This is a genomic window from Cupriavidus basilensis, from assembly GCF_008801925.2.
GTDB classification, from domain to species: domain Bacteria; phylum Pseudomonadota; class Gammaproteobacteria; order Burkholderiales; family Burkholderiaceae; genus Cupriavidus; species Cupriavidus basilensis.
Genome location: NZ_CP062803.1, coordinates 1,949,263 through 1,972,243, shown reverse-complemented (window position 1 = coordinate 1,972,243; position 22,981 = coordinate 1,949,263). Strand labels below are relative to the sequence as shown.

Sequence of the window (22,981 nt, the reverse complement as noted above, 5' to 3'; positions counted from 1 at the left end):
AACCCGCTTTTAACAGGAGCGCCCTATGCTCAACATGAAGGCAGCCGTATTTATCGAGCCAGGACGAATTGTCCTCCAAGACAAGCCCGTACCGGATATCGGCGCGACCGACGCGCTGGTCCGCATCACCACCACGACCAACTGCGGTACGGACGTGCATATCTTGAAGGGTGAGTACCCAGTCAAGCCCGGCCTCACCATCGGGCACGAACCCGTGGGCGTGATCGAAAAACTCGGCAGGGAAGTCCGGGGATACCGGGAAGGCCAGCGCGTGATCGCCGGGGCGATCTGCCCGAGCTTTTATTCCTACGCTTGCCAGGATGGGCTACCTTCCCAGGACGGCCAGTCGCACGGACATGGCTACAAGCCGGCCGGTGGCTGGCGCTTCGGCAATACCATCGATGGTACCCAGGCGGAGTACGTGCTTGTGCCCGATGCGCAGGCAAACCTCGCTCCTGTCCCCGACGGCCTGAGCGACGAGCAGGTACTGATGTGTCCGGACATCATGTCGACCGGCTTCGCCGGCGCCGAGAACGCGGGCATCAAGATCGGCGACATGGTGGCGGTGTTCGCGCAGGGACCGATCGGTTTGTGCGCGACAGCGGGCGCGCGGTTGCGCGGCGCAGCCCTGATCATCGCGGTGGATGGCATCGATGCGCGCCTGCGCATGGCCAAGGACATGGGCGCGGATATCACGATCAATTTCCATCAGGTCGATGTGGTCGACGAGATCCTGAAGCTGACGGGTGGCCGGGGCGTCGACGCGGCCATTGAGGCGCTGGGCACGCAAGGGACCTTTGAGGCCGCATTGCGCGTGCTCAAGCCAGGCGGCACGTTGTCAAGCCTGGGCGTTTACTCGAACGACCTGCGCATTCCGAAGGATGCTTTCCATAGCGGCCTTGGCGACAACCGCATCCTGACGGCGCTGTGCCCCGGTGGCAAGGAACGAATGCGCCGCCTGATGCAGGTCATTCAGAGCGACAGGTTGAATCTCGGACCGCTCGTCACGCATCGGTTCAAGCTCGATCAGATCGAGTCGGCGTACGAGCTGTTCGCCAATCAGCGCGATGGTGTGCTGAAGGTCGCCATCACGCCTTGAACAGGTTGCGCCGCCGCAATCCTACGCCACCAATGCGCTGACTGCCGCACGCGGTAGGTGCGGTGCGCGCGGGTTCGAGTCGCAACGGCATTCCTAGCTCTCCAGCAAGTAGCTTCCGGGTGCTTCCGCGAGCGCGCCTTGCGCAGCGTCGCGCGCGGGGACCCGGCCGGTGGAGTGCGACGCCAGCCAGCCCTGCCAGCAGGGCCACCAGGATCCCTCATGCCGTTGCGCAGTCGAGAGGTAGCGTTCGGGGCTGCCATAGGTGGCCTGCGCCGCGCGCGTTTCCACCCGGTATCGGCGGCCGGGATGCGAAGGGTCGGCCACGATGCCGGCATTGTGGCCGCCCGAAGTCAGCAGGAACGTCAACGGCGCCGAAGTCAGCAGATGCAGCTTGTAGACCGAGCGCCAGGGCGAGACATGGTCATGCTCCGTGCCTACCGCGAAGATCGGCATGCCGATGTCCGACAGGGCGACGGGACGCCCGTCCACGCAATAGCGTCCTTCCGCCAGGTCGTTGTTGAGGAACAGCTTGTGCAGGCACTCTGAATGCATGCGAAAGGGCAGGCGGGTGACGTCCCGGTTCCATGACACCAGGTCGTTCGGGCGCAGCCGCTTGCCGAGCAGGTACTCGCTCATCATGCGGGACCAGATCAGGTCGCGCGAATGCAGCATCTGGAAGGCGGCTGCCATCTGGGGACCGTCCAGGTAACCTTGCTGGCGCATCATCGCGTCCAGCGTGGACAAGGCGCTGCTGTCGATGAACAGGCCGAGCTCTCCTGGCTCGGTGAAGTCTGTCTCGCTGGCGAACAAAGTCAGGCTTTGCAGTGGCAAGCCACTGTCGTCGCGGCTAAGCGCGGCCGCACAGATCGACAGCAGCGTGCCGCCCAGGCAATAGCCGGCGGCGTGGATACGCGTATCGGGGCAGCGCTCCTGCACCGCGTGCAAGGCGGCCCGTACGCCTAGGCGCAGGTAATCGTCAAGCCCGAGGTCGCGCGCATCGGCACCCGGGTTCTTCCACGAGATCATGAAGACCGTATGGCCTTGCTCGACCAGGTAGCGCACCATCGAGTCACGCGGCTGCAAGTCCAGGATGTAGTACTTCATGATCCAGGAGGGCACGATCAGCACTGGCTCCCGCCATACCTCGGCGCTGGCTGGCGCGTACTGGATCAGCTCGATCAGGGCATTGCGCAACACCACCTTGCCGGGTGTCACGGCGACATCCCGTCCTACCTTGAAGGTGGGCGGGCGGCGCAGCTTTGGGTCGTGCGACAGGTCCGCCACCACGTCCTGCATATCGTGCAGCCAGTGCTGGGCCCCGTTGACGAAATTGCCGCCGGCGCTCGCAGCCGTGGCCTGCAGCACCACGGGATTCAGCCACCAGGCATTGCCGGGCGAACAGGTATCGAGCATTTGCCGCGCGCAGAACGACACGATCCGCTCATGGTGCGGGGATACACCACGCAGCCCGCGCGTCAGCGACGCCCATAGCGCCTCGTTGTTGTGAAAGGCATCGCGCCAGAAGCGGAAAGGCCACTGCGACCAGGCGGGGTCGGCGAAGCGCAGATCGGACGGCGGCGCCGTTGCGCCGGGCGCTGGTTGCGCCGTGGCCGGACCTGGCAACATGCCGCCGGTCGCGGCAATCATTGCACTCATCCACTCCCCCAGGGACGCGTCGACCTTGCCAGGGGACACCGCCAGGTGCAACGCCCAGTCCAGTCCGGCCAGCCAGAACGAGGCAAGCGACATGCCTTGCGTCGCGCAGGCCAGCGCTGAGCGCACTTGCTCGTCGAGCTGGTCCGGTGCGGCCTCGATGGGAGCGCAGCCACATTCCGCCTCGGGCGCAGCGGCAGGTTCACGGATTGGCATAGGTGCGTTCATTGCATGTGCTGCCCGCCATTGATGGCGATGTTGGCGCCGGTGACAAATGCTGCGTCATCGGAGCACAGGAAGGTAATCAACGCGGCGACCTCTTCCGGGCGCCCAAGCCTGCCGACAGGGATCTGCGGCAGGATCCTGGCCTGGAATATGTCGGCGGGGATATCCGTGACCATGTGCGTGGCCAGGTACCCGGGCGACACGGTATTCACGGTGATGCCTTTGGTGGCCAACTCCAGCGCCAGCGCCTTGCTGAAACCATGGATGCCGGCCTTGGCCGCTGAGTAGTTAGCCTGGCCAAACGCGCCCTTGGAGCCGTTGACCGACGAGATATTGACAATGCGCCCCCAATTGCGGCTGACCATACCCTCGCACAGCGGCTTGGTCATGTTGAAGATGGAGTCCAGGTCCGTCCTGAGCACCATATCCCAATCGGCTTTGGTCATCCGCCTGAACGTCACGTCGTGCGTGATGCCGGCGTTGTTGACCAGGATATCGACCCGGCCCATCGCCGCGAGCACCTGTGCGGCACACCGTTGGCAGGCGTCGAAATCGGCCACGTCCACCGAGAACGCCTGGAACTCCCGCCCGTCTGCCCGCTGGCGGTCGAGCCAGGCCTGCACATGGTCGTTGCCGATCGAGTGGGTGACGGCCACCCGATGGCCGGCGTCATGCAGGCGGATCGCAACGGCCTCGCCCAGGCCCCCCATGCCGCCAGTCACCAGCGCGATCCGCCTTGAAGTGACGTTGTCCGGCGCTTCGCCTGCGTGTTCAACTGGCATGGACGGCTCCCTTTCCGACGATGGCTCTCTGGTTGTGGATAGCTAGACGCATCCACGCTTGCATTGCGTGGCGGCCGGGTCAGTCGGGGTTTCCGCCCGAGGCCGGGCAGGTCCTGACACCGAGCAGGCTGTAGAGTGGACAGATGCGGACGAGCCCTGTCAGGACCGGGATCACGCCGATCCATCCCCACACGCCAATCGTGCCGGTGACGGCAAGGCCGATCAGGGCCAAGCCGACAACGATCCTGAGCGTGCGGTCAACCGTACCGATATTGGTTTGCACAGCGTTCTCCTTTCGCTAGCCCTTTAAACGCAGGTGCAGTGTTGCCGGTTTCGTTTCGCGATCCGGCGGCTGCACGAGCCCAATATAGCCAGATGGCTGCCGGTGGCCTTGATCTATGGCAACTTTGACGCGTACTGGCACTAGCACTGGAGTGCACGCAGCGCCCGCATCACCGGCCTCGCCGCAGGCGAGATTGATCTGCGTCAAAGGCCACCAAGCGCCCGATACTAGACTGAGTACACGGCACCAGCATGCCTTGATGCCCCCTGCGCAGCACACGATCAAGAAAGCAAGAACATGGTGCCCGGTATCCTCAAACTCGCGTACAAGCTGCTGGTCAACGACCGGGCCAAGTTCACGGGCTTGCTGGTCGGGATCACATTCGCGGTGTTCCTGATGATCGAGATGACCTCGCTGTTCGCTGGCGTGCTCAATCGATCGTCGTCGACCGTGTACAACATCGGGGCGAGCATCTGGGTCATGGACCCGGCGGTCAATACCGTGGCCAATACCATCGGCATGCCGGACTACATGCTCGATGCCGTGCGCAGCATCGAGGGCGTCAAGTTTGCAGTGCCGCTTTATTCGGGCGGCGCGCTGGTGCGTCTCAGAAGCGGCACCTACCAGCCAGTGACCGTGGTTGGCATCGATGACGCCAGCCTGTTCGGGCGCCCTGACGTGCTCAATGGCAGGATCGAGGACATCTACGCCGAGAACGCCTTCCTGGTCGTCAAGGATGCCGAATTCGACAAGCTGGAGAACCCGGCGGTCGGCACCGAATTCGAGATCAACGATAACCGCGGCGTCATTGTCGGGATTGCACAGGTCTCTACCACGGGCCTGTTTGGTGTGCCCACGCTCTACACGACCTACCAGCGTGCCGTCCAGTACCTGCCGACCACGCGCTACACGATCTCCTACATTCTCGTGGAGCCCAAGTCCATGGCGGACGTCACGCGGATCCAGCAGGAAGTGCAACGGCTGGGCTACCGCGCGCTTACCAAGGCTCAGTTCATCCAGCGCATCTCGGATTTCTACAAATACCAGACCGGGCTCGGCACCAATATCCTGCTGATGACCGTGATCAGCTTTATCGTCGGCCTGTCGATCTCCGGGCAGACGTTTTACACCTTTATCCTCGAGAACCTGGAGAAGTTCGGCGCACTCAAGGCCATCGGCGCCAAGGGGCACGAACTGGTGGCGATGATCGTGTTCCAGGCGGCTTTCACCGCGCTGACCGGCTACGGCCTGGGCATCGGGCTGTGCGCCATCCTGATCAGCCTGGCGCGGCTGCGTATCCCGGACTACGCCGCCATGATCACGTTCTACAACCTGGGCCTCGCACTGGTGATGGTGATCGTGATCGCTGCCGTGTCCGGTTATATCGGCGTGCGCAAGGTGCTGCGCATCGAACCCTTCGACATCTTCCGGGGGTAAGCATGCCGCGTGTTGCCATTGCCGCAAAGGCGCTGGACAAATGGTTTGGCGAAGGGGAGGCCCGGACCAATGCGCTCAGGCAGGTCACCTTCGAGGCGTACTTCGGCGAGATCCTGTTTATCGTAGGCCCATCCGGCAGCGGCAAGACCACGCTGCTGAGCGTGATCTCCGGCATCCTGCGCCCGGACGGTGGCGAGGTGGTGATCGACGGCACCAGTATCTGGCAGATGGACAACGATGCGCTGGCGGCGTTCCGCCTCGCCAGGATCGGCTTCGTGTTCCAGGACTTCCACCTGTTTGGGCGCCTGACCACGCTGGAAAACGTGGCGATCCCGCTGATTCTCAAGGGCCGCGACTGGAACGATGCGCTGAACGAAGCCAAGCGCTACCTGGAGATCGTCGGGCTGGCCAACCGCGCCCAGTTGCCGCCAATCAAGCTCAGCGGCGGCGAGCAGCAGCGCGTGGCGATCGCTCGTGCCATTGTCAGCCAGCCCGACATCCTGATTCTCGACGAGCCCACGGCCTCGCTGGATGGCGACACCGGCCACGCCATCATGGAGTTCGTCAAGGTGCATATCCTCAACGACAAGCGCTGCATCGTGATCGTCACGCACGATGCCCGCATCTTCGACATGGCCACCCGCATCCTCGATATGGAAGATGGCAAGCTCAAGGGCATCGAGCGGGGAGAGGCGCGATGAAGAACAAGCTGTTGTTCATCCTCTCAGCGCTGGGCGCCCTGATCGGCGTGGTGGCGGCCATTCTCTATGCTCAGCAGCGGCCGCCGCTGCCGCCGGTGTTCCAGCCAGCGGCCAATCCGTACAAGAACGGTATCTACGCCAATGGCATCATCGAGAGCTACCAGGACAACGGCGCCAATATCAACCTGTATCCCGAAGTCGCGGGAACGGTGGTCCGTATTCCGGTGCACGAGGGGCAGGAGGTGGGGCAGGGCGCGGACTTGCTGGTGATCGAGGATTCCGTGCAGCGCGCGCTGGCCGCGCAGCAACAAGCGCAGGCGGAGGCTGCCGAGGCCCAGCTCGCGCAGCTCAAGGCGCAGCCGCGCAAGGAAACGCTGGAGGTGGCGCGCGCGCAGGCCGAGGCGAGTTCCGCCAGCCTGAAGACGGTGCAAGACCAGCTCGACAAGCTGCAGCGGTCCTATGCACTCAACGCCCGCTCCGTCAGCCAGGACGCCATGGACAACGCCGCCAATGCGGTGCGCGTGGCGCGCGGCAACCTCGACGTGGCGCGGCGCCAGCTGGAGCTGACGCGCGCTGGCGCCTGGATCTACGACATCCGCAATCAGGAACGGCAGGTCGATGCGTTGCGCAAGGCCGCTGCCGCCTCCACGGCATTGCTCGGCAAGTATGTGATCCGCGCGCCGGTGGACGGCGTGGTGATGTCGGTCAATACGGCGGTGGGCGCCTATGTGTCCTCGCAAGGCACCTACGGCACCTATACGCAGGCCAATACCCCTGTGATCGTGATGGGCAGCGCGCCAGGCACGCTGGCGGTGCGCGTGTATGTCGACGAGATCCTGCTGCAACGCCTGCCGAACGCAAAATCCGGGCAGGCGCTCCAAGGAAGGATGTTTGTGCGCGGCACCAACACCAGCATCCCGCTGGAGTTCGTGCGCGCGCAGCCTTACGTCACGCCAAAGATCCAGTTGTCCGACCAACGTACCGAGCGCGTGGACGTGCGCGTGCTGCCTCTGCTGTTCAGGTTCAGCCCGCCGCAGAACCTCACTGTCTATCCGGGCCAACTGGTCGATGTCTACCTGGGTGGCGCATCGTGAAGCGCCATGTGCTGCCCGGCTTCGCGCTAATCCTTGCCTTACTGGGCGGCTGCGCCGTGGGCCCGGATTTCGTCCGCCCCGAGCCGGCGGTGCCGGCCAGCTACACGCGCGATGGAGACACGGCGCGCACGGCGCCCGGTGACGGGGTCTCGCAAAGTTTCCTGGAGGGGGCCACCTTGCCGGCGGACTGGTGGCGCATGTTCGGCAGCGCCGCGCTGGACGGTGCCATGACCCGGGCTCTGGCGGGCAACCCCACGCTGCAGGCGGCGCAGGCCAACCTGCGGCAGAGCGAGGCCGCCATGCGCGCCGGCGCCGGCGTGTTCTATCCGCAGCTGGACGCCGCGGCCGGGGCCACGCGGCAGGCGGCATCGCCAGTCCGCTTTGGCCAGGCCGGCCCGGGCACCGTCTTCAACTTGTTCTCGCTGAGCGCGACGGTCAGCTATACGCTCGACCTGTTTGGCCTGAACCGGCGCACGGTCGAGGCGCTGTCTGCCCAGGTCGACCTGCAGCGGCAGACGCTCGGCGCCGCCTACCTGGCGCTGACGGGCAATCTGGTCAACACCGTGGTCGCGCAGGCCGGCTACGCGGCGCAGATCCAGTCCACCACCGAGCTGGCGGCCCTGGTGCGCGAACAGGTGGAAATCACGCGCGCGCAGGTGCAGGCAGGCACGACAGCACACGCCAGTGAACTGAGCCTGGCGGTGCAGCTTGCCGCGCTGGAGGCGACGTTGCCTGCGCTGCGGCAAAAGCTGGAGCAGGCCGATCATCTGGAGGCGACCCTGTCTGGTCAATACCCTGCCGAGGGCGAACCGGTTGCCGTGACGCTGGAGACCCTGCGCTTGCCGGCGGACATTCCCCGGCTGCTGCCGGCGGAACTGGTCCGGCGCCGTCCCGATGTGCTGCTGGCCGAAGCGCAGCTGCACATCGCCAGCGCCGAGGTGGGCGTGGCCACCGCCGCCATGTTTCCCGCCATCACCCTGAGTGCTGGCTATGGCCGCGAGAGCTTGGAGATCGGGACGCTGCTTGGCGGCGGCAGCGCAGTCTGGAGCCTGGGGGCGGGCCTGACGGCGCCGCTGTTCCATGGCGGCGAGCTGTACTACCGGCGGCAAGCTGCCCTGGCGCAGATGGAAGCGGCGCAGGCTGGCTACCGTCAGGTGGTGCTGGCCGCATTCGGACAGGTGGCAGACGCGTTGCGCGCCCTGGAGCACGATGGTGAGCTGGTCGAGGCCACGCGCCATGGGCGGGATCTCGCGCATGAGGCCTTGCAGGAGATCTTGGCCAACTTCCAGGGCGGCACCGCCGGCTACTTGCAGGTGCTGGTGGCGGACGCCCAATTTCACCAGGCCGATATCGGCTACCTGCAAGCCAGGACCCAGCGGCTGCAGGATACCGTGGCCTTGTTCCTGGCGCTGGGCGGGGGCTGGGACGCTAGCGCCGAATATCCCAACAGCCGCTCAGGCCTGCCGCATCGTGATGGTGCCATTCAGCCAATGTCATCCTCGGACAGCGCCTCGTACCCAGCCATCACATCGAACAGCTCCTCGTCGATCGCGCTTTGCCGCTCGCTGTGAAACCGGCCGCGAAGGCTGGCGAGCAGTTCGTCGATGTTCTTGTCGGCCCGCTCCATGGCAGCCAGGCGGCTGGCGTTCTCGCTCGCCAGCGATTCGGCGCAGGCGCTGAACAGCGAGATAAAAAGGTGCTCGCGGATCAGCGCGCGCATTGTGGCGGTGCCGCCCCCGATCACTTCCGGCGGATTTGGCGTCGGCCAGCGCTGCGCCAGCAACCCGGCCAGCCATTGCGCGTCAAGCGGCAACAGGCGCTGCTCTACGGGCTGGAAGAGGGCGCCAGGCCTTGGCTGATTGTAGAAGACGTAGATACGGGGTTGCGCGGCCTGGCTCGGGTGTGTTTCCGTATCGAGCTGCAGCCGGTCGACCAGCGGGGCAATGGCCTCGACCGAGGCGGGCACCGCATAGGTGCCGGCCACGCTCACGCCGGCGCTGGCCAGGCGAGCCCGCACCCGCTCGCCGACGGCCCAGACCTCTCGCTTTGCGGGCATGGCCAGGAGCGTTTTGAGTGCATGGTCGACGATCACCTCGTTGAACTGGCCCACCAGCCCCTGGTCGGAGCCGAACACGATGGCGCCGACCGCTCCCGCTGAGGCAGGCTTGCTCTGCTCCGGCGTTAAACTGGCGGGCGCCAGCGTGCGCAGGCATGCCCAAAGACCAAGGCTCACCGCGCGGCGGTAGTCGGCTAGCGCCAGCACGGACTGCTCGTACTGGCTGATGCTGGAGGCGGCCAGCGCGCGCATGGTGCGAACAACGGCTTGCAGATCCGTGGCGCTGCCGATCTGGTGCCGCAGCGTGGCGACCGAGTCGCTCATTGCCTCCACCCCTGTGCCGGAGAATGTGCCTGCGCTTCGAGCCCGGCCCCGGCATCGGTACCGGTATCGGCCCCGGCCTGGAACGGCGCAAGGGCGGCACGGACAATCGCGGTCACTGCCTGGCCATCCGCCTCGTCCGGCTTGCCCGCAGCCTCGAAGCGGGCGGATACCGCCGATGGGATGCTCGCCGCCGCGGCGCGCACTGCAAGCTGCGCGTCCTGCATCCGGTCCAGCGGCACGGCATCGAACAGCCGCGCGGTCAGCGCGCTCAGGATGGCGATCTGCGCAGGCACCGGGACCGGGTCCGATTCGGGCTGCATCAGGCAGGCGCGAATGCGCTGGCCGTGCGCGATGGACTGGCGGCTGTCATCATCGAGCCTGGCGCCGAAACGGGAAAACGTCTCGAGTTCCTCGAACTGCGCGTAGGCGAGCTTGAGATCGCCGGCCACCGCGCGAAAGCTGCCCCGCTGCGCCTTGCCGCCCACGCGCGACACCGACTTGCCGACGTCCACCGCGGGCAGCACGCCAAGCGCGAACAGCGTAGGCGACAGATAGACCTGGCCGTCGGTGATCGAGATCAGGTTGGTCGGGATGTAAGCCGACATGTCCTGCGCCTCGGTCTCGATGATCGGCAGCGCGGTAATCGAGCCGCCACCGCGCTCGGCGGCGAGGTGCGTGGCCCGCTCCAGCAGCCGCGAATGGATATAAAAGATATCCCCCGGGAAAGCCTCGCGGCCGGGCGGGCGGCGCAGCAGCAGCGAAAGCTCGCGGTAGGCGCGGGCGTGCTGGGTGAGGTCGTCGTAGACGATCAGCACGTCCCGCCCGGCCTCCATGAAGTGCTCGGCGATGCTGGTGGCGGCATACGGCGCGATATAGGCCAGGCCTGGTGGCTGGTTGCCTTCGGTGACGACCACGACGGTATAGTCCATCGCCCCCTTGGCGCGCAGGGTCGCCACCGCCTTGGCAACAGCCGAGGCGCGCTGGCCGATGGCGCAATACACGCACACGACGTCCTGTCCGCGCTGGTTCAGGATGGTATCGATGGCAATGGTGGTCTTGCCGGTCTGGCGGTCTCCCAGGATCAGCTCGCGCTGGCCTCGCCCGATGGGAATCAGCGCATCGATGACTTTCACGCCGGTCTGCAGCGGCACCGTGACCGCCGCGCGCTCCATGATGGGCGCGGCCGGGCGCTCGATCGGCAACCGCGCGCTGGCCGCGAGCGGCCCAAGGCCATCGAGCGGGCGGCCGAGCGGATCGATCACGCGCCCGAGCAGCGTCTTGCCCACGGCCACGTCCATCACGCGGCCCGTGCGCTCGACCTGGTCGCCGGCGCGCAGCCGCCAGTAGTCGTCGAGCAGCACGACGCCGACCTCGTCTTCATCGACATTGAACGCGATGCCGTACACGTCGCCGGGAAACCGCACCAGTTCGTCATAGCCGATGCCGGGCAGGCCGCGGACTTGCGCGACGCCCGTGGCCACACTGACGATCATACCCACCTCCTGCGCCGCCAGTGTCGGCACGAACTGGCTGCGCGCCTCGCCCATGGCGGCGAACGCCCGTTCGATGGCGGTTTGCGGCGGGGTAAGCGCAAAGTTCATGGCTGGCTGGCCTCGGGCTTCGGCACAGGCTTTGCCGCGGGCGGTGGCGCGGATTCCGGCTCGGGCCCGGCATGCATCGCCGCGCTCTCCGGGCTCAGCAGTGCGCTCACAGCATGTTCCAGCGAGCCGAGATAGCCATCGATGCTCCACGCCAGCTTCTGGCCGCCGACGATGAGTTCGATGCCGCTTACCAGCCCCTGAGCCGTGTCGAACTGCAAGGGGATGGCAGTGCCCAGGACGTCATCCACCGCCGCCTGGATGGCGGCGCACTGTGCGGCAGGCAGCGCGAACGCGCTGCGCACCACCGCGTGTGCCGCCGGCTGCCTGAACGCGGCCGCAAGACTGGCTCTGGCCGGCTCGTCGAGCGCACGCAGACGGCGGATGAAGACGTCGGCCACGCGTTCTTCGAGGCTTGCCGAGGCCAGGTCCGCAAGCGCCCGGCGCGCGACGGCAAACACCTCTCGCCGCGCCAGATCGCCAAGCGCCTGCGTCAGTTGCCCGGCTTCGCTGCGCAGCGCGTCCTGCCGTTTTGCGGCAAGCGCATCCGCTGCCTGGCGCGCGGCTTCCAGCCACTGCTGGCGCTGTGTCTCGGCATCGCCAGCTGCCTGTGCCAGCAGCGCAGCGCGCTCGCGCTCGAATGCATCGGTCTTCTGCTGGAACGCCTCGCCTTGCTTGCGCGCCTCGGCCTCCTTGGCACTGGCATCTGCGATCTGCCTGGCGATCCTGCCCTCGCGCGCGTCGATGGCGTCAAGCACGGGCTGGTAAAGAAAGCGCTTCAGCAGCCAGACGAGGATGACGAAGTTGAGTGCCTGCGCACCCACGGTGAACCAGTCGATCAGCATGGCTTACCTGGCCACCGCGCGGGCGATGGCGGCGTTCCAGAAGGGGTTGGCAAAGATCAGGATCATCGAGACGACGAAGCAGTAGATCGCCGTCGACTCGATCATCGCCAGGCCGACGAAGAGCGTGCGCGTGATCGTGGCCGATGCATCGGGCTGCTGCGCCAGCGACGTCAGCGCCGTCGCTACCGCCCGGCCTTCCGCGAGCGCGGGCCCCATGCAGCCGAAGCCGGTGCAAAGGCCGGCCATGGCGATCGATGCCACCGCGATGATTGTCAGGCTGTCCATGGGATGGTTCCTTGGTCGGGTTCAGGGTGTTTTTTCGAGTGGCAGGCCGGGCTCCACCTTGCCGCCATGCGTGGCCGCCGCGAGATAGACCGCGGCCAGGATGCTGAAGATATAAGCCTGCACCATGCCGGTAAGCAGGCCGAGCGCGGTCATCACGATGGGAAACAGGAACGGCGTGATCGTCACCAGGATGGCAATGATCATGGCTCCGCTCATCATATTGCCGAACAGGCGAACAGCCAGCGCCAGCGTGCGCGACAGCTCGCTGATGATATTGAACGGCAGCATCATCAAGGTCGGCTCGAGGTAGGACTTCAGGTAGCCGCGCAGCCCCTGGTCGCGGATGCCGTACAGCGGCACCGCCACGAACACGCACAACGCCAGCGCGAGCGTGGTCGACAGCGATCCGGTGGGCGGCTCGTAGCCGGGAACGATGGTAAACAGGCTGGCCGCGGCGACGAACAGGAACAGGGTGCCCAGGAAACCGAGATACTTGCGCGGCTGGCGCAGGCCGACTTCCGCGATTTGCTGCGCGATCCCGGTCACGATGATTTCAAGCAGGTTCTGCCAGCGCGAGCGGCGGTGGCCCAACGAGAGCCGGCGCGTGACCAGCCAGGAGCCCAGGGTCAGCACCGCCATCAGCATCCAGGTGAAGACGATCGTGCCGTTGAGCTTGACGAAGCCGTGCTGCCAGAAGATCCACTGGTCAGGGCTGAGGCGCATGGCCCGTCTCCCGAGGCGCCGGGGTGTGGCGGTCTGCCCATCGCCCCGTCATCCATGTCACCACCATGCGCGCCACCGCGAAGCCGGCCAGGCAGGCAGCCATCCGCTCCCATTGCCCCGCGCCGATGGCGTAGAAGCCGAGGAGCGTGACGCCCGTGCGCAGCATCAGGCTGCCCAGCAGCCATAGGGCCGACTGACCGGATGAGAGCGTCCGGCGGACCGTCCACCAAAGGCCGCCAAAGAAGAAGCCGCCGAGTGCGCCACCCGCGAGGGCCGCAAGCAGCAACGCCGCCACGTCATGTATCCGCATCGTCTTTCTCCTTCTGGTCCCGGTCCTGTTCCTGGTCCCGCCGCATGGCGCGGTCCTCCTTGGCGACCCAGTGCCACGCATTGAAGCAGCCGAGCACGAGGCCGGCCACCAGCAGCGCCAGCGTCCACGCGTGCCGGCCCGGATAGTGCTTGTCCAGCCAGATGCCCAGCGCCGCGCCGAGCAGCGTCGGCACCACCACCGACCAGCCGACCAGCCCCATCATGCCCAGCCCGAACCAGACCCCCGGCACGCCCTGGCGCCGCGCCCGGAGCTTGCGCTGCGCCTTGGCGCCCACTTTGCCTGCCAGCGTGGGCGCGGGCTTGGGCGGTCCGCCGGGCGGTGGCTCGGTCATGGCAACGGCTTGTGAAGCCTGGCGAAGCGTGCAAGAAAGCCCGTCTCCAGCTTGGCCATGACCGTGCGCAGGCTGCGCGCCTGCTCGTCCTGGGCCAGGAACTCGCGCTCCACGGTGTCGCGCAGCGTGGCCAGGTCGGCGCCTGCCATGGCGCGGCGCACCGACACGCGCACATCGAGGCCGGTCTTGACCAGCACGCCGTCATCGACTGCGATAAACACTTCGCCATCGGCCGGCGTTTCGAAGGTGAGGATGCCGGGCGCGAGCGCCGCGACGCAATCGAGGCGATGCGGCAGCATGCCGAACGCCCCCCCGGCGGTCTCCGCCACGATGCGCGACACATCGCGCTTGCGCAGGAAGACCCGGAAGGGCAGCAGTACTTCAAGCAGCATGCGATCCGGCGGCATGGCTCTCCTTTGCTGGTTCTGGCGCCACGGGCGCGGGCTTGCCCCTTGCTTCGACGATCGGCCCGATCATGTAGAGCGCGCTTTCGGGGTAGTCCTTGAACTCGTCGCGCAGGATGCGCTCGCACCCATCGAGCGAATCCGCCAGGCTGACAGTCCTGCCCTTGATGCCGGTGAACTGCTCCGTGGTGAAGAACGGCTGGGTCAGGAAGCGCTCCAGGCGGCGGGCGCGGGCGACGACGCCGCGGTCGGCGGGGGAGAGCTGTTCCAGCCCCAGCATGGCGATGATGTCCTTGAGTTCCGCGTACTGCGCCAGCGTGCGCCGGATATCCTGCGCCAGGCGATAGTGGCGCGCGCCGACGATGCCGGGCGTGGCCATCCTGGAATTCGATTGCAGTGGGTCGACGGCAGGGTAGAGGCCCTCGCTCGCGCGCTTGCGCGACAGCACGATGGACGCCGACAGGTGCGAGAAGGTATGCACCGCCGCCGGGTCGGTGAAATCGTCCGCGGGCACGTAGACCGCCTGGATCGAGGTGATGGCGCCGGTGTCGGTGTTGGCGATGCGCTCCTCCAGCCCGGACAGTTCGGTGCCCATGGTCGGCTGGTAGCCCAGCCGCGACGGCATCTGGCCCATCAGGCCCGATACCTCCGATCCGGCCTGGATAAAGCGGAAGATATTGTCGATCAGCAGCAAGACGTCGCGGTGCTCATCGTCGCGGAAGTACTCGGCCATCGTCAGCGCCGCATGGCCAACCCGGAAGCGCGCGCCCGGGGGCTCGTTCATCTGGCCGAAGACCATGACCATGTCCTGCAGGACGCCGGCCTCGCGCATGTCGTGGTAAAGCTCCTCGCCCTCGCGGCAGCGCTCGCCGATGCCGCAGAAGATGCTCACGCCCCGGTGATGGCCGACCATGTTGTGGATCAGCTCGGTGAGCAGCACCGTCTTGCCCACCCCCGCGCCGCCAAACAAGCCTGCCTTGCCCCCGGTTTCGAGCGGCAGCAGCACGTCGATTGCCTTGATGCCGGTCTCGAACACCATCGACTGCGTGGAGCGCTGGGAAAGGGGCGGCGGCGCCCGGTGCACCGAGCGCCACCGGACATCTTGCGGCGCCGGCAACCGGTCGATGGGCTGGCCGAACACGTCGAACATGCGCGACAGGATGCTGGCGCCCACCGGTGCCTGCAATGGCCCACCGGTGTCCAGCACCGCCATGCCTCGCGCCAGCCCTTGGGTGGAGGTCAGCGCGATGCAGCGCACATGCCGCGCATCGCGCTGCGCCAGGACTTCGATAGCGATCCGGCCATCCACGCCGGTACGCAGCAAGGTGCGAATCGGCGGTAGCCCCGCCTCGAAGCGCACGTCGACGACGCTACCGCGCACCGCGGCAACCACGCCCTGGCTCGCGCTCACCGGCAGCCTCCATGTGCGGGAGAAACCACGCCATGCGGGAACGTGGCCCCCAGCCGTGCCGGCACAGCCGTCCGGCGATGCGCCACTGCCATTGCCGCTGCGCTTGCTCCGGTCATGCGTTCATCCTCAAGCCGCCCGTGACTTGCTGCCGTTTTCACCGTGATGCCCGCACCAGGCGCCGCGCGTGCGGCAATGCACAATGATGCGCTTGTCCAGCCGGGAAAAGTTGATACAGGTCAACTTAGTGCATGCGTGGCACCGAAGCAAGACGTTGCGCAGCCGGAGCGATCGGATCGCTGATTTGCGGCGCGGGCAGCGGCAGCCACTGCAACTGCAACGCTTCAAGGGCCCTGGCGACCGCTCCGCTCTCAGTGGATGTCAGGATTTGTCAGCTTTGCCGGTGGGCGGCTCGCTAACATCGGCACCTATCAAGAATTCACTGCTTGTCGCCGTCCTTGTATCGCCGGCTTCCTTCCGTACAGAGAGAAGAAATGAAAAAGCTCGCCACCGTTCCCTTGCTCCAGACACCCATTGCGTCGCTATGCTTGCTCCTCGCCGCCTGCGGCGGGGATGGCGCCGGTGGCGCCGTGAGCGCTGCCCACGCGATCCCAAGCCGCGCCGAGGGGTACCCCTGCGGCTTTGCCACCGCATGATGAAGCGCGGGCCTTTCCCGGCCCGCTCGGTGAATCACGTTTCCCGGGGCGCTTTTCCCGTATCCCAGTGGACGGGCGGGGGCAAGGTTTGCTGCCTGGGCATCCATGGGCTCCCGGTCAACCGCGCGGGAATCGAAGGGTCCCCAGTTGAGCGTGGGCAATGCCTGCTTGAACGACGTGCAGTCCGGCGCGATTTCAATCCTCGCCCTGGACAAGTCGGCTCCTTGGTCCGGGTGGGCAGTTCATGACTCCAGCGGGCAAGCCGTGCCTGCCGCTAGCGCTCTAGCAACTGGAACGCTGCACGACTGGCGATGGCTCGCCATTACCCGTCCTGTCTTCGCGCCTTGCAGGCGTTGCACGCACCAATGGTCAGCCGGTCGTGCGGGCTATGTCAGCGTCGGTCGCACCGGCCCGGGACTGGCCGATGCTCATATATTTGATAGGGATATGCGGAGAATCCTTCTACTCGAGGACGAGATTGAACTGCGCGAAGAGATGGCCGCTTTCCTGCAGAAGCGGCAGTGGCAAGTGCTCCAGGTGGGCAATGTGGCCGAGTTTTCGTCTTTGGGCGACCAGGCCGACATCGCCGTCATCGACATCATGCTTCCCGATGGCTGCGGCTTCGACGTGATAGATGCGTTGCGCCGGCAGTGGCCCTATTGCGGCATCGTCATGCTAACGGCACTGGGCAGCGACCACGGCAAGCGGCAGGCCTTCGATAGCGGGGCCGATCGCTACCTGGTCAAGCCGATCAAGCTGCTTGAGTTGGATGCGATCCTGAACGACTTGAGCCAGCGCCTGACCGCGGGCAGTACCTTAAGTGCCTGATAGCTGCAGACGGCGCGATGGCCGCATTGGTCTCCCGACGACCGAGGATCGAACCAGATGCGCATGCGCGAGCTGCAGGCCGAGAACGCGCGGCGCAAGCTAGGATGCGACGATTGTCGCGCTGGGCCTGCACGCGCTGCGCGATCTCCAGCACATGCCCCAGCCGCTTGTTTGCCACCGCCGCGCCCTGATTGACCTCGGACAGCCGGTCTAGGTCGTGTAGGGCAGGGCGGCGCCTGCGCGGCTGGTGGACCTTGAAGCGGTCAACTTCACGCAGACTCATGGTGATCAACCCTCGATCCTTCACGGCGCGCTCCCGTCCAACCCAGGCGCTACCAGTATAGGTCTATCCAGAGGACATTCTGATGTGGCTGAAAGGGGGTGCGGATGAATTCTTGGACTACTTGGAGGTAGTTCATGTATTCGTACGAGGATCGCATCAGGGCGGTCAAGCTGTATTTAAAGTATGGAGGAAAGACGGCAACGGTCGTTCGTGAGCTGGGCTATCCGTCGGGTAAGAACCTGAAGCGGTGGGTCAACCTTTACCAGGCACTGGGGGACCTGCCCGAGCACCGCCGTCCAAGGCATCGATACACGCTGGAGCAAAAAAGCGTGGCGGTGGATCACTACTTCGGTCATGGCTGCTCTCTAGTTGGTACCCGCAGAGCCCTCGGGTATCCCAGCACCGAAATGCTGGCCCGCTGGATTGAGGAGCTGCGCCCTGGCTCGCGTCGCATGGTCACGAGCACAAACACCAGTGCGCCGTTTGCGTCCGAGCAGAGACGTCAGGCAGTCACTGACCTTTGCGCCCGCCGGGGCTCAGCGGAGGAAGTAGCGAAAAAGGTTGGAGTAAGCCGACCGATGCTGTACAAGTGGAAAGATCAACTGCTCGGAGACGAGGCATATCGATCTATGCGCAAACGTAAATTGGCCTCGCCTGAAGACGAGCATGCAGCGTTGCTGGAAAGAATCGCGCAGCTCGAACAGCAGGTACGCCAGCTGCAACTTGAGCGCGACATCCTGGCGCAGGCGGGCGATCTAATAAAAAAAGACCAAGGCATCAACTCCCTGACCCTGACAAACAGGGAGAAGACACAGGTGGTTGATGCCTTGAAAGCTACGTATCCGTTGCCTGAGCTTCTTCGCGTCGTCGGGCTTGCGCGCAGTAGCTACTTCTATCACAAGACAGGCTTGAGGCTGCGCGATAAGTACGGCGATGTACGTAAGGCCATGGTCGAGATCTTTGACAGCAACCATCGCTGCTATGGGTACCGTCGTATCCACGCGATGCTGCGTCAGCGAGATATTCGGATCTCCGAAAAGGTCGTGCGCAAATTGATGGCGGAGGAGCAGCTTACTGTCCGTCGGCCTCGTCGTCGGTACAGTTCCTACAGCGGGGAGATTGGCGCTGCCCCCGAGAACCTGATTGCTAGGGATTTCCATTCGCAGGCGCCAAATCAAAAATGGCTGACAGACATCACCGAATTCCAGCTTCCAGCTGGCAAGGTGTATCTATCGCCCATGATCGATTGCTTTGACGGCAAGGTTGTAAGTTGGTCTATCGGCACGAGGCCTGACGCACAATTGGTCAATAGCATGCTCGACGGCGCCATCACCACGCTCACCGATGGCGACAGCCCCGTAGTACACAGTGATAGGGGCTCGCACTATCGTTGGCCGGGATGGCTGCAGCGCATCAAGGCGGCTGGTCTCATCCGTTCCATGTCGCGAAAGGGCTGCTCACCTGACAACGCAGCCTGCGAAGGCTTCTTCGGTCGCCTGAAAAATGAGATGTACTACTGTCGCAACTGGGCTGGCACGACGGTAGAAGGATTCATGCACGAGCTAAACTCTTACATCCAGTGGTACAACGAGCGGCGCATCAAATTGTCGCTGCGCGGCATGAGTCCGGTCGAATACCGGCGCCACCTTGGAATCGCAACTTAACTCAGTCCAAGAATTCATCCGCACCCCCAAAGCGGACATTCTGATTTGGCCTTTACACAGCCGTGACACGCATAATGTAGATTATGTTAAATCTAAAAAATATTGTTAATCCACGCCGGAGATACTGACTGCCTGAACGTCCATCCTCCCCATTCTTGCCCCCCAGCAACGCCGCCCAGCGTCAGCCCGGCGTTGACCAGGAAGCCGTGTCCGCGCCCTGCAACCTGCCTACCAGCACCAACGTCCGCCAGCAGCCGAATCCATCCCCAAACCGACCGCGCATCGATCGACCCTATTCTGAAGCGCCCCCTGCACGCGAACGCCACGCCCGTTAGGGATATATTCCGTTCCTCTCCGACACTTGTTCATTCAGCGTCCAGAAGTCATACAGCACGCCGATCAGGAATACGCCGCCGGTCAACAAGTAGATCAGGCCACTGATCCATTTGCCGATATACATCCGATGCACGCCGAAGATACCGAGGAAGGTCAGCAGGATCCACGCCACGTTGTAGTCGTACTTGCCGGATGCAAATCGATAGTCCGCTTCGCGGTCCATGCCGGGGATCAGGAACAGGTCAATAAGCCAGCCGATCCCGAGCAGGCCCAACGTGAAGAACCAGATCGTCCCGGTTACCGGCTTGCCGTAGTAAAAGCGATGGGACCCGGTAAAGCCGAAGATCCACAACAGATAACCGATGACTTTACTGTGCGTATCACTCCGGGGATTGCTCGATGGATACATCGTTCGTCTCGTGCTGTGGTTTGACGCGATGATGCCATAGCCTGTAGCACTGAAGCTACTTGATGATCCATCGAATCAGCGGATACGGCGGCGACCTGCGAAGGCGAGCAAGCCGCCGGCAAGGAGTAGCACCGCCTCGAAGAGGCTAAGCGCACCGCCACCACCCCCATCCCCACTTGCGCTGCTACTACCGCTACTTGTGGTAGCAGGCACCGCTGCCGAAAGCAGCACACTAGTGCCGGCCGACAGTCCTGAGGCGTTGTCAGTCACGGTCAGGCCGAACTGGTAATCGCCAGCCACCGTGGGGGTGAACGAGGCGATTGCCGCATTGGCATTCAGCAACGTAACCTTCGGGCCGCTAAGCTGGGTCCAGGCGTACGAGACATTGGCGCTGCTGGACTGGCTGCCATCAAGTGCCACCGTCGTGCCAGTACTCACCGATTTCGGCGCAATCGCCGACGCGTTGGGAACAACGGCCTGCGCTGCCAGGGTAACGGCCCCGAATGCGTCGAGCATGCCGGCGCCGCAAATCCACGTGTTGCAGCTTGAGTCTACGAAGGACCGGGCACTCTTGCGCAGCAGTTGGCGTACCGCGGCTGGCGTCAGCGCCGGCCGCTGAGCAAGCATCAATGCCGCTACGCCAGCAACCTGTGGAACGGCGTTGCTCGTGCCGATCCCAACCGAATTGTAAATGGGCAAGTTTCTGCCATCGCTATCATAGGACGTGGCGCCGATGTCCTCCAATGACCAGCCATAGACTGGATCAGGCTGCGTCACCACGCCGCCACCGCCCGGGGCAGCAACCGCAATTGCCGGGCCAAAATTGCTATACGAGCCGAGAGCGCCGGCGTAAGTCAATCCGGCAACGGCAATCGCGCCATGACATGTGGCGGGCGTTGTTACCGGGCCGCTTTCGTTACCCGCTGCCACCACCACCACGGCGCCCTTGGCGCTTGCATCTGCAATGGCCGCTTGCGTTACCGCATCGCACTTCGAGACTCCGGCGGCGCCAAGACTCATGCTGATGACCCGAGCCGGGTTCGGGTTGCCAGGAACGCCAGGTACGCTGGAGCCTGCGGCCCATCGAATAGCATCCGCGACGTCGAAGCTGCTCGCCTGGCATTCATCCATGACCTTTACCGGCAGAATAGACGCATTCGGGGCGACCCCCGCGATGCCCAGTCCATTGTTGGTTGCTGCCGCGGCAATGCCTGCCATGTTGGTGCCGTGGTAGACCATCGTCGGCGCGCTGCCGTTCTGCTGGGCAGCGTTGGCGCATTTCGCGCCAAAGGCCGGCGGCTGCGTGTTGGTGCCACGGCCGGTACGCGTGATGAAGCTGTAGCCTGAGAGCATCTTGCCCCGTAAATCAGGATGGGTTGCGTTCACGCCGTTGTCGATAATGGCGATCACGATGCCATCGCCCTTGCTGCTCGACCAGGCATTCACCGCGTTGATTGCGCCCTTGGCATTGCCCGGGATCGCCGGGTCATGCAGGTTCCATTGGTTAGGGGCCAGGTTGGGATCGTTCGGAATCCAGCCGCCGTTCAGCGTGTTCGTCCGATGGTGGGTTTCTGCTTCGACCCAATCCACGCCGCGGATCGTCCGCAGGGCATCCAGGATGCGAGCGCGCTCCTGGTCACTGATGTTGTCCGGCAGCGAAATCACCCAGGCGTTTCCGGACATCAGGCGAACCATTTTGAGGTCCGCCCCGGTGGCGCTGCGAAAGGTCTGGATGACAGCCTCCGCATTAGAAGCGCCGTCGAACTTGACGGCCACCTGCTCGCCGGCCTGGGCCGCCCCGGACAGCAACAGCGCTGCGCAAACACCAACCAACCATTTCTTCTTCACATTCTTCCTCCAACTTGCGCAACTTCCGAACACAGAGCGCCAGGTAGGGAGCGGTGTCCGCGTGAGTTGCTACGGCGATTTGAAAACGACGAACCAGGTGGGATCTTTGGCCGACTTTTTTACAGCGCGTGAATTCTCGCGGCGAACGTAGCCGCCTGCCTATTCGTAAAATTACAAGTGTTGTCTGAGCATAAAAATCCGAGTTTTCTCACGAAAAATCGGACGAGTCCGATTCCATCATCTCCGTCACTATGCTAGGTTCGCCATGGATGGCAATCTGCGCAGGCCATTTGGCAACTTGATGGAAAGACAAACTACACAGGTATGGAGGGCCTGTATGTTTAGCCATCGCTTGCACACATATATGCCCCGGCCATTACGGCAAGTCGTGATAACTGCGTCGAGGATTCCAAGAAGGAGAATAATGAAATTTTTCTTATAAAGAAATTTCCGATTCATTGAATCGGTTTTCGCGAATCGAAACCAGAAATATCAGGTTGTATGAAAATAAAAAATAGAATGCCGACTAACTTTCATTTTTTCATTATTATTTTTGACGAAAGTCGCGGGAAGAGTTCGCCGGATGGATCGCACGTTGTACTGACTACGCCAGCTTCAGGCTTCCACCTTGCAGAGGCAAAGCCGTGACAGCATTTGAGCCCGGGCTATTGCAGTTCCTCTATGCGGCCTGCGCAAGTCTCTCTGCATCAGCGGGCCGCGTCTCCTACGCGCCTGGGATTGCAGTGCCGCTGATCGTGCAAGAATTTGGAGAGGTCGGGATGGATTTTCCTCCCGTAGCATCTCCATTTCGATGGAGCGGCCCTGCCCTGCCGCGACTGCTTTCCGCTGATCTCATTGAGAGCGCCTTCTATGGGCCGGACGGCTCGGCGTCGCGGCTTCTCATCCAGAGCGCCCCCCGTCCCGACGTTGGCGCCATTCTCGCTGCTCACGCGAAACTTCACGCCGCCTATGACAATGCGTATTCAAGGAACACTGAAACATCGAGCAGTCCTGCTCGATTAAACGAGAGGGAGAAAAATGTACTGGCGTACGCGGCGCTCGGCCTGTCGAGCAAGGAGATCGCCCACGAGCTAGGGATTTCAGCGCGTACCGTGGACTACTATGTGGATCTCGCGCGCGATAAGCTAGGCGCTCACAATCGCACTGAAGCGATCGTTCGAGGCATCCTCACGCGCCAGATTTGCGCGCTCAAACTGCCAGGTGAGCGGGAGACGTAACGCATCGTGGCGGAACGTTGCACGTGAGCACAAGGTCGGCGGGAGAAAGGCGGCTTGCAAAGATGGAGGTGGGTCGGACAGGCTGCGAGCCTTGGCAGAGGTGGTCACACGTCCCACCCTGCCCCAGCCCGCTGATGCCC

General features: G+C 64.1%; 22 protein-coding genes. 8 read left to right on the top strand and 14 right to left on the bottom strand.

Annotation, left to right across the window (positions count from 1 at the left end; genetic code table 11):
- Positions 1 to 25: 25 nt before the first annotated feature.
- A complete protein-coding gene (locus F7R26_RS08920) occupies positions 26 to 1,099 on the top strand; it encodes an NAD(P)-dependent alcohol dehydrogenase (protein WP_150990131.1) in 1,074 nt (357 codons plus the stop codon).
- A 93-nt stretch (positions 1,100 to 1,192) separates the two neighbouring features.
- Here the strand turns inward: F7R26_RS08920 and F7R26_RS08915 are convergent, their stop codons facing one another.
- The 3 genes from F7R26_RS08915 to F7R26_RS08905 all read right to left on the bottom strand — a co-directional run bounded on the left by F7R26_RS08915 (position 1,193) and on the right by F7R26_RS08905 (position 4,042).
- Positions 1,193 to 2,968, bottom strand: coding sequence for a PHA/PHB synthase family protein (locus F7R26_RS08915; protein WP_241754470.1), 1,776 nt, complete (start codon positions 2,966 to 2,968; stop codon positions 1,193 to 1,195).
- An 8-nt stretch (positions 2,969 to 2,976) separates the two neighbouring features.
- Positions 2,977 to 3,759, bottom strand: a complete 783-nt coding sequence (gene phbB, locus F7R26_RS08910) for an acetoacetyl-CoA reductase (protein ID WP_150990127.1) — start codon at positions 3,757 to 3,759, stop codon at positions 2,977 to 2,979.
- A gap of 79 nt (positions 3,760 to 3,838) precedes the next feature.
- Entirely contained in the window at positions 3,839 to 4,042 is a 204-nt protein-coding gene (locus F7R26_RS08905; RefSeq protein ID WP_150990124.1) for a YgaP family membrane protein, read from the bottom strand.
- A 300-nt stretch (positions 4,043 to 4,342) separates the two neighbouring features.
- Between F7R26_RS08905 and F7R26_RS08900 the strand changes: the two genes are divergently transcribed.
- The 4 genes from F7R26_RS08900 to F7R26_RS08885 are packed head-to-tail and all read left to right on the top strand — an operon-like array spanning position 4,343 to position 8,845.
- Positions 4,343 to 5,479 carry an ABC transporter permease gene (locus F7R26_RS08900; protein WP_150990246.1) on the top strand — a complete coding sequence of 379 codons (1,137 nt, stop codon included), beginning with the start codon at positions 4,343 to 4,345 and terminating at the stop codon, positions 5,477 to 5,479.
- A gap of 2 nt (positions 5,480 to 5,481) precedes the next feature.
- The gene (locus F7R26_RS08895) at positions 5,482 to 6,180 is read left to right on the top strand and encodes an ABC transporter ATP-binding protein (RefSeq protein ID WP_150990122.1); all 699 of its coding nucleotides are present in this window, start codon (positions 5,482 to 5,484) and stop codon (positions 6,178 to 6,180) included.
- Entirely contained in the window at positions 6,177 to 7,274 is a 1,098-nt protein-coding gene (locus F7R26_RS08890; RefSeq protein ID WP_150990118.1) for an HlyD family secretion protein, read from the top strand. Before F7R26_RS08895 ends, F7R26_RS08890 begins: the two co-directional genes overlap by 4 nt.
- Positions 7,271 to 8,845, top strand: coding sequence for an efflux transporter outer membrane subunit (locus tag F7R26_RS08885; RefSeq protein ID WP_241754469.1), 1,575 nt, complete (start codon positions 7,271 to 7,273; stop codon positions 8,843 to 8,845). Before F7R26_RS08890 ends, F7R26_RS08885 begins: the two co-directional genes overlap by 4 nt.
- On the opposite strand, the gene F7R26_RS08880 is transcribed toward F7R26_RS08885, so the two are convergent.
- From F7R26_RS08880 to atpD, 9 genes are read right to left on the bottom strand one after another with little or no spacing between them, the layout of a single operon-like run.
- Positions 8,758 to 9,654, bottom strand: a complete 897-nt coding sequence (locus tag F7R26_RS08880; RefSeq protein ID WP_150990115.1) for a F0F1 ATP synthase subunit gamma — start codon at positions 9,652 to 9,654, stop codon at positions 8,758 to 8,760. The two genes, F7R26_RS08885 and F7R26_RS08880, sit on opposite strands and share 88 nt — an antisense overlap.
- On the bottom strand, positions 9,651 to 11,255 hold the full coding sequence (locus F7R26_RS08875; protein ID WP_150990112.1) for an alternate F1F0 ATPase, F1 subunit alpha: 1,605 nt from the start codon (positions 11,253 to 11,255) through the stop codon (positions 9,651 to 9,653). Before F7R26_RS08875 ends, F7R26_RS08880 begins: the two co-directional genes overlap by 4 nt.
- Entirely contained in the window at positions 11,252 to 12,097 is an 846-nt protein-coding gene (locus tag F7R26_RS08870) for a F0F1 ATP synthase subunit B family protein (protein WP_150990109.1), read from the bottom strand. The genes F7R26_RS08875 and F7R26_RS08870 overlap by 4 nt, the downstream gene beginning before the upstream one ends.
- A gap of 3 nt (positions 12,098 to 12,100) precedes the next feature.
- Positions 12,101 to 12,382, bottom strand: coding sequence for a F0F1 ATP synthase subunit C (locus tag F7R26_RS08865; RefSeq protein ID WP_150990106.1), 282 nt, complete (start codon positions 12,380 to 12,382; stop codon positions 12,101 to 12,103).
- Between the two features lie 21 nt (positions 12,383 to 12,403).
- Positions 12,404 to 13,105, bottom strand: a complete 702-nt coding sequence (locus tag F7R26_RS08860; RefSeq protein ID WP_150990103.1) for a F0F1 ATP synthase subunit A — start codon at positions 13,103 to 13,105, stop codon at positions 12,404 to 12,406.
- Positions 13,089 to 13,415: an ATP synthase subunit I gene (locus tag F7R26_RS08855; protein ID WP_150990100.1), complete on the bottom strand. Its 327-nt coding sequence runs from the start codon at positions 13,413 to 13,415 to the stop codon at positions 13,089 to 13,091. Before F7R26_RS08855 ends, F7R26_RS08860 begins: the two co-directional genes overlap by 17 nt.
- Complete coding sequence (locus tag F7R26_RS08850) at positions 13,402 to 13,767, bottom strand: AtpZ/AtpI family protein (RefSeq protein WP_150990097.1); 366 nt, start codon at positions 13,765 to 13,767, stop codon at positions 13,402 to 13,404. The genes F7R26_RS08855 and F7R26_RS08850 overlap by 14 nt, the downstream gene beginning before the upstream one ends.
- The gene (locus F7R26_RS08845; protein WP_150990094.1) at positions 13,764 to 14,174 is read right to left on the bottom strand and encodes a F0F1 ATP synthase subunit epsilon; all 411 of its coding nucleotides are present in this window, start codon (positions 14,172 to 14,174) and stop codon (positions 13,764 to 13,766) included. The genes F7R26_RS08850 and F7R26_RS08845 overlap by 4 nt, the downstream gene beginning before the upstream one ends.
- The gene (gene atpD, locus F7R26_RS08840) at positions 14,149 to 15,582 is read right to left on the bottom strand and encodes a F0F1 ATP synthase subunit beta (protein ID WP_241754468.1); all 1,434 of its coding nucleotides are present in this window, start codon (positions 15,580 to 15,582) and stop codon (positions 14,149 to 14,151) included. The genes F7R26_RS08845 and atpD overlap by 26 nt, the downstream gene beginning before the upstream one ends.
- Positions 15,583 to 16,412: 830 nt before the next feature.
- Here atpD and F7R26_RS40905 point away from each other — a divergent pair.
- Both F7R26_RS40905 and F7R26_RS08830 read left to right on the top strand, forming a co-directional pair.
- Complete coding sequence (locus F7R26_RS40905; RefSeq protein ID WP_241754513.1) at positions 16,413 to 17,063, top strand: response regulator transcription factor; 651 nt, start codon at positions 16,413 to 16,415, stop codon at positions 17,061 to 17,063.
- A gap of 417 nt (positions 17,064 to 17,480) precedes the next feature.
- A complete protein-coding gene (locus F7R26_RS08830; RefSeq protein WP_058698951.1) occupies positions 17,481 to 19,010 on the top strand; it encodes an IS3 family transposase in 1,530 nt (509 codons plus the stop codon).
- A 331-nt stretch (positions 19,011 to 19,341) separates the two neighbouring features.
- Here the strand turns inward: F7R26_RS08830 and F7R26_RS08825 are convergent, their stop codons facing one another.
- Positions 19,342 to 19,755 carry an NINE protein gene (locus F7R26_RS08825; RefSeq protein ID WP_150993173.1) on the bottom strand — a complete coding sequence of 138 codons (414 nt, stop codon included), beginning with the start codon at positions 19,753 to 19,755 and terminating at the stop codon, positions 19,342 to 19,344.
- A 75-nt stretch (positions 19,756 to 19,830) separates the two neighbouring features.
- Positions 19,831 to 21,603, bottom strand: coding sequence for an MprA protease, GlyGly-CTERM protein-sorting domain-containing form (mprA, locus tag F7R26_RS08820; RefSeq protein ID WP_150993175.1), 1,773 nt, complete (start codon positions 21,601 to 21,603; stop codon positions 19,831 to 19,833).
- A gap of 644 nt (positions 21,604 to 22,247) precedes the next feature.
- Between mprA and F7R26_RS08815 the strand changes: the two genes are divergently transcribed.
- Positions 22,248 to 22,841, top strand: a complete 594-nt coding sequence (locus F7R26_RS08815; protein ID WP_150993177.1) for a helix-turn-helix domain-containing protein — start codon at positions 22,248 to 22,250, stop codon at positions 22,839 to 22,841.
- Positions 22,842 to 22,981: the final 140 nt, after the last annotated feature.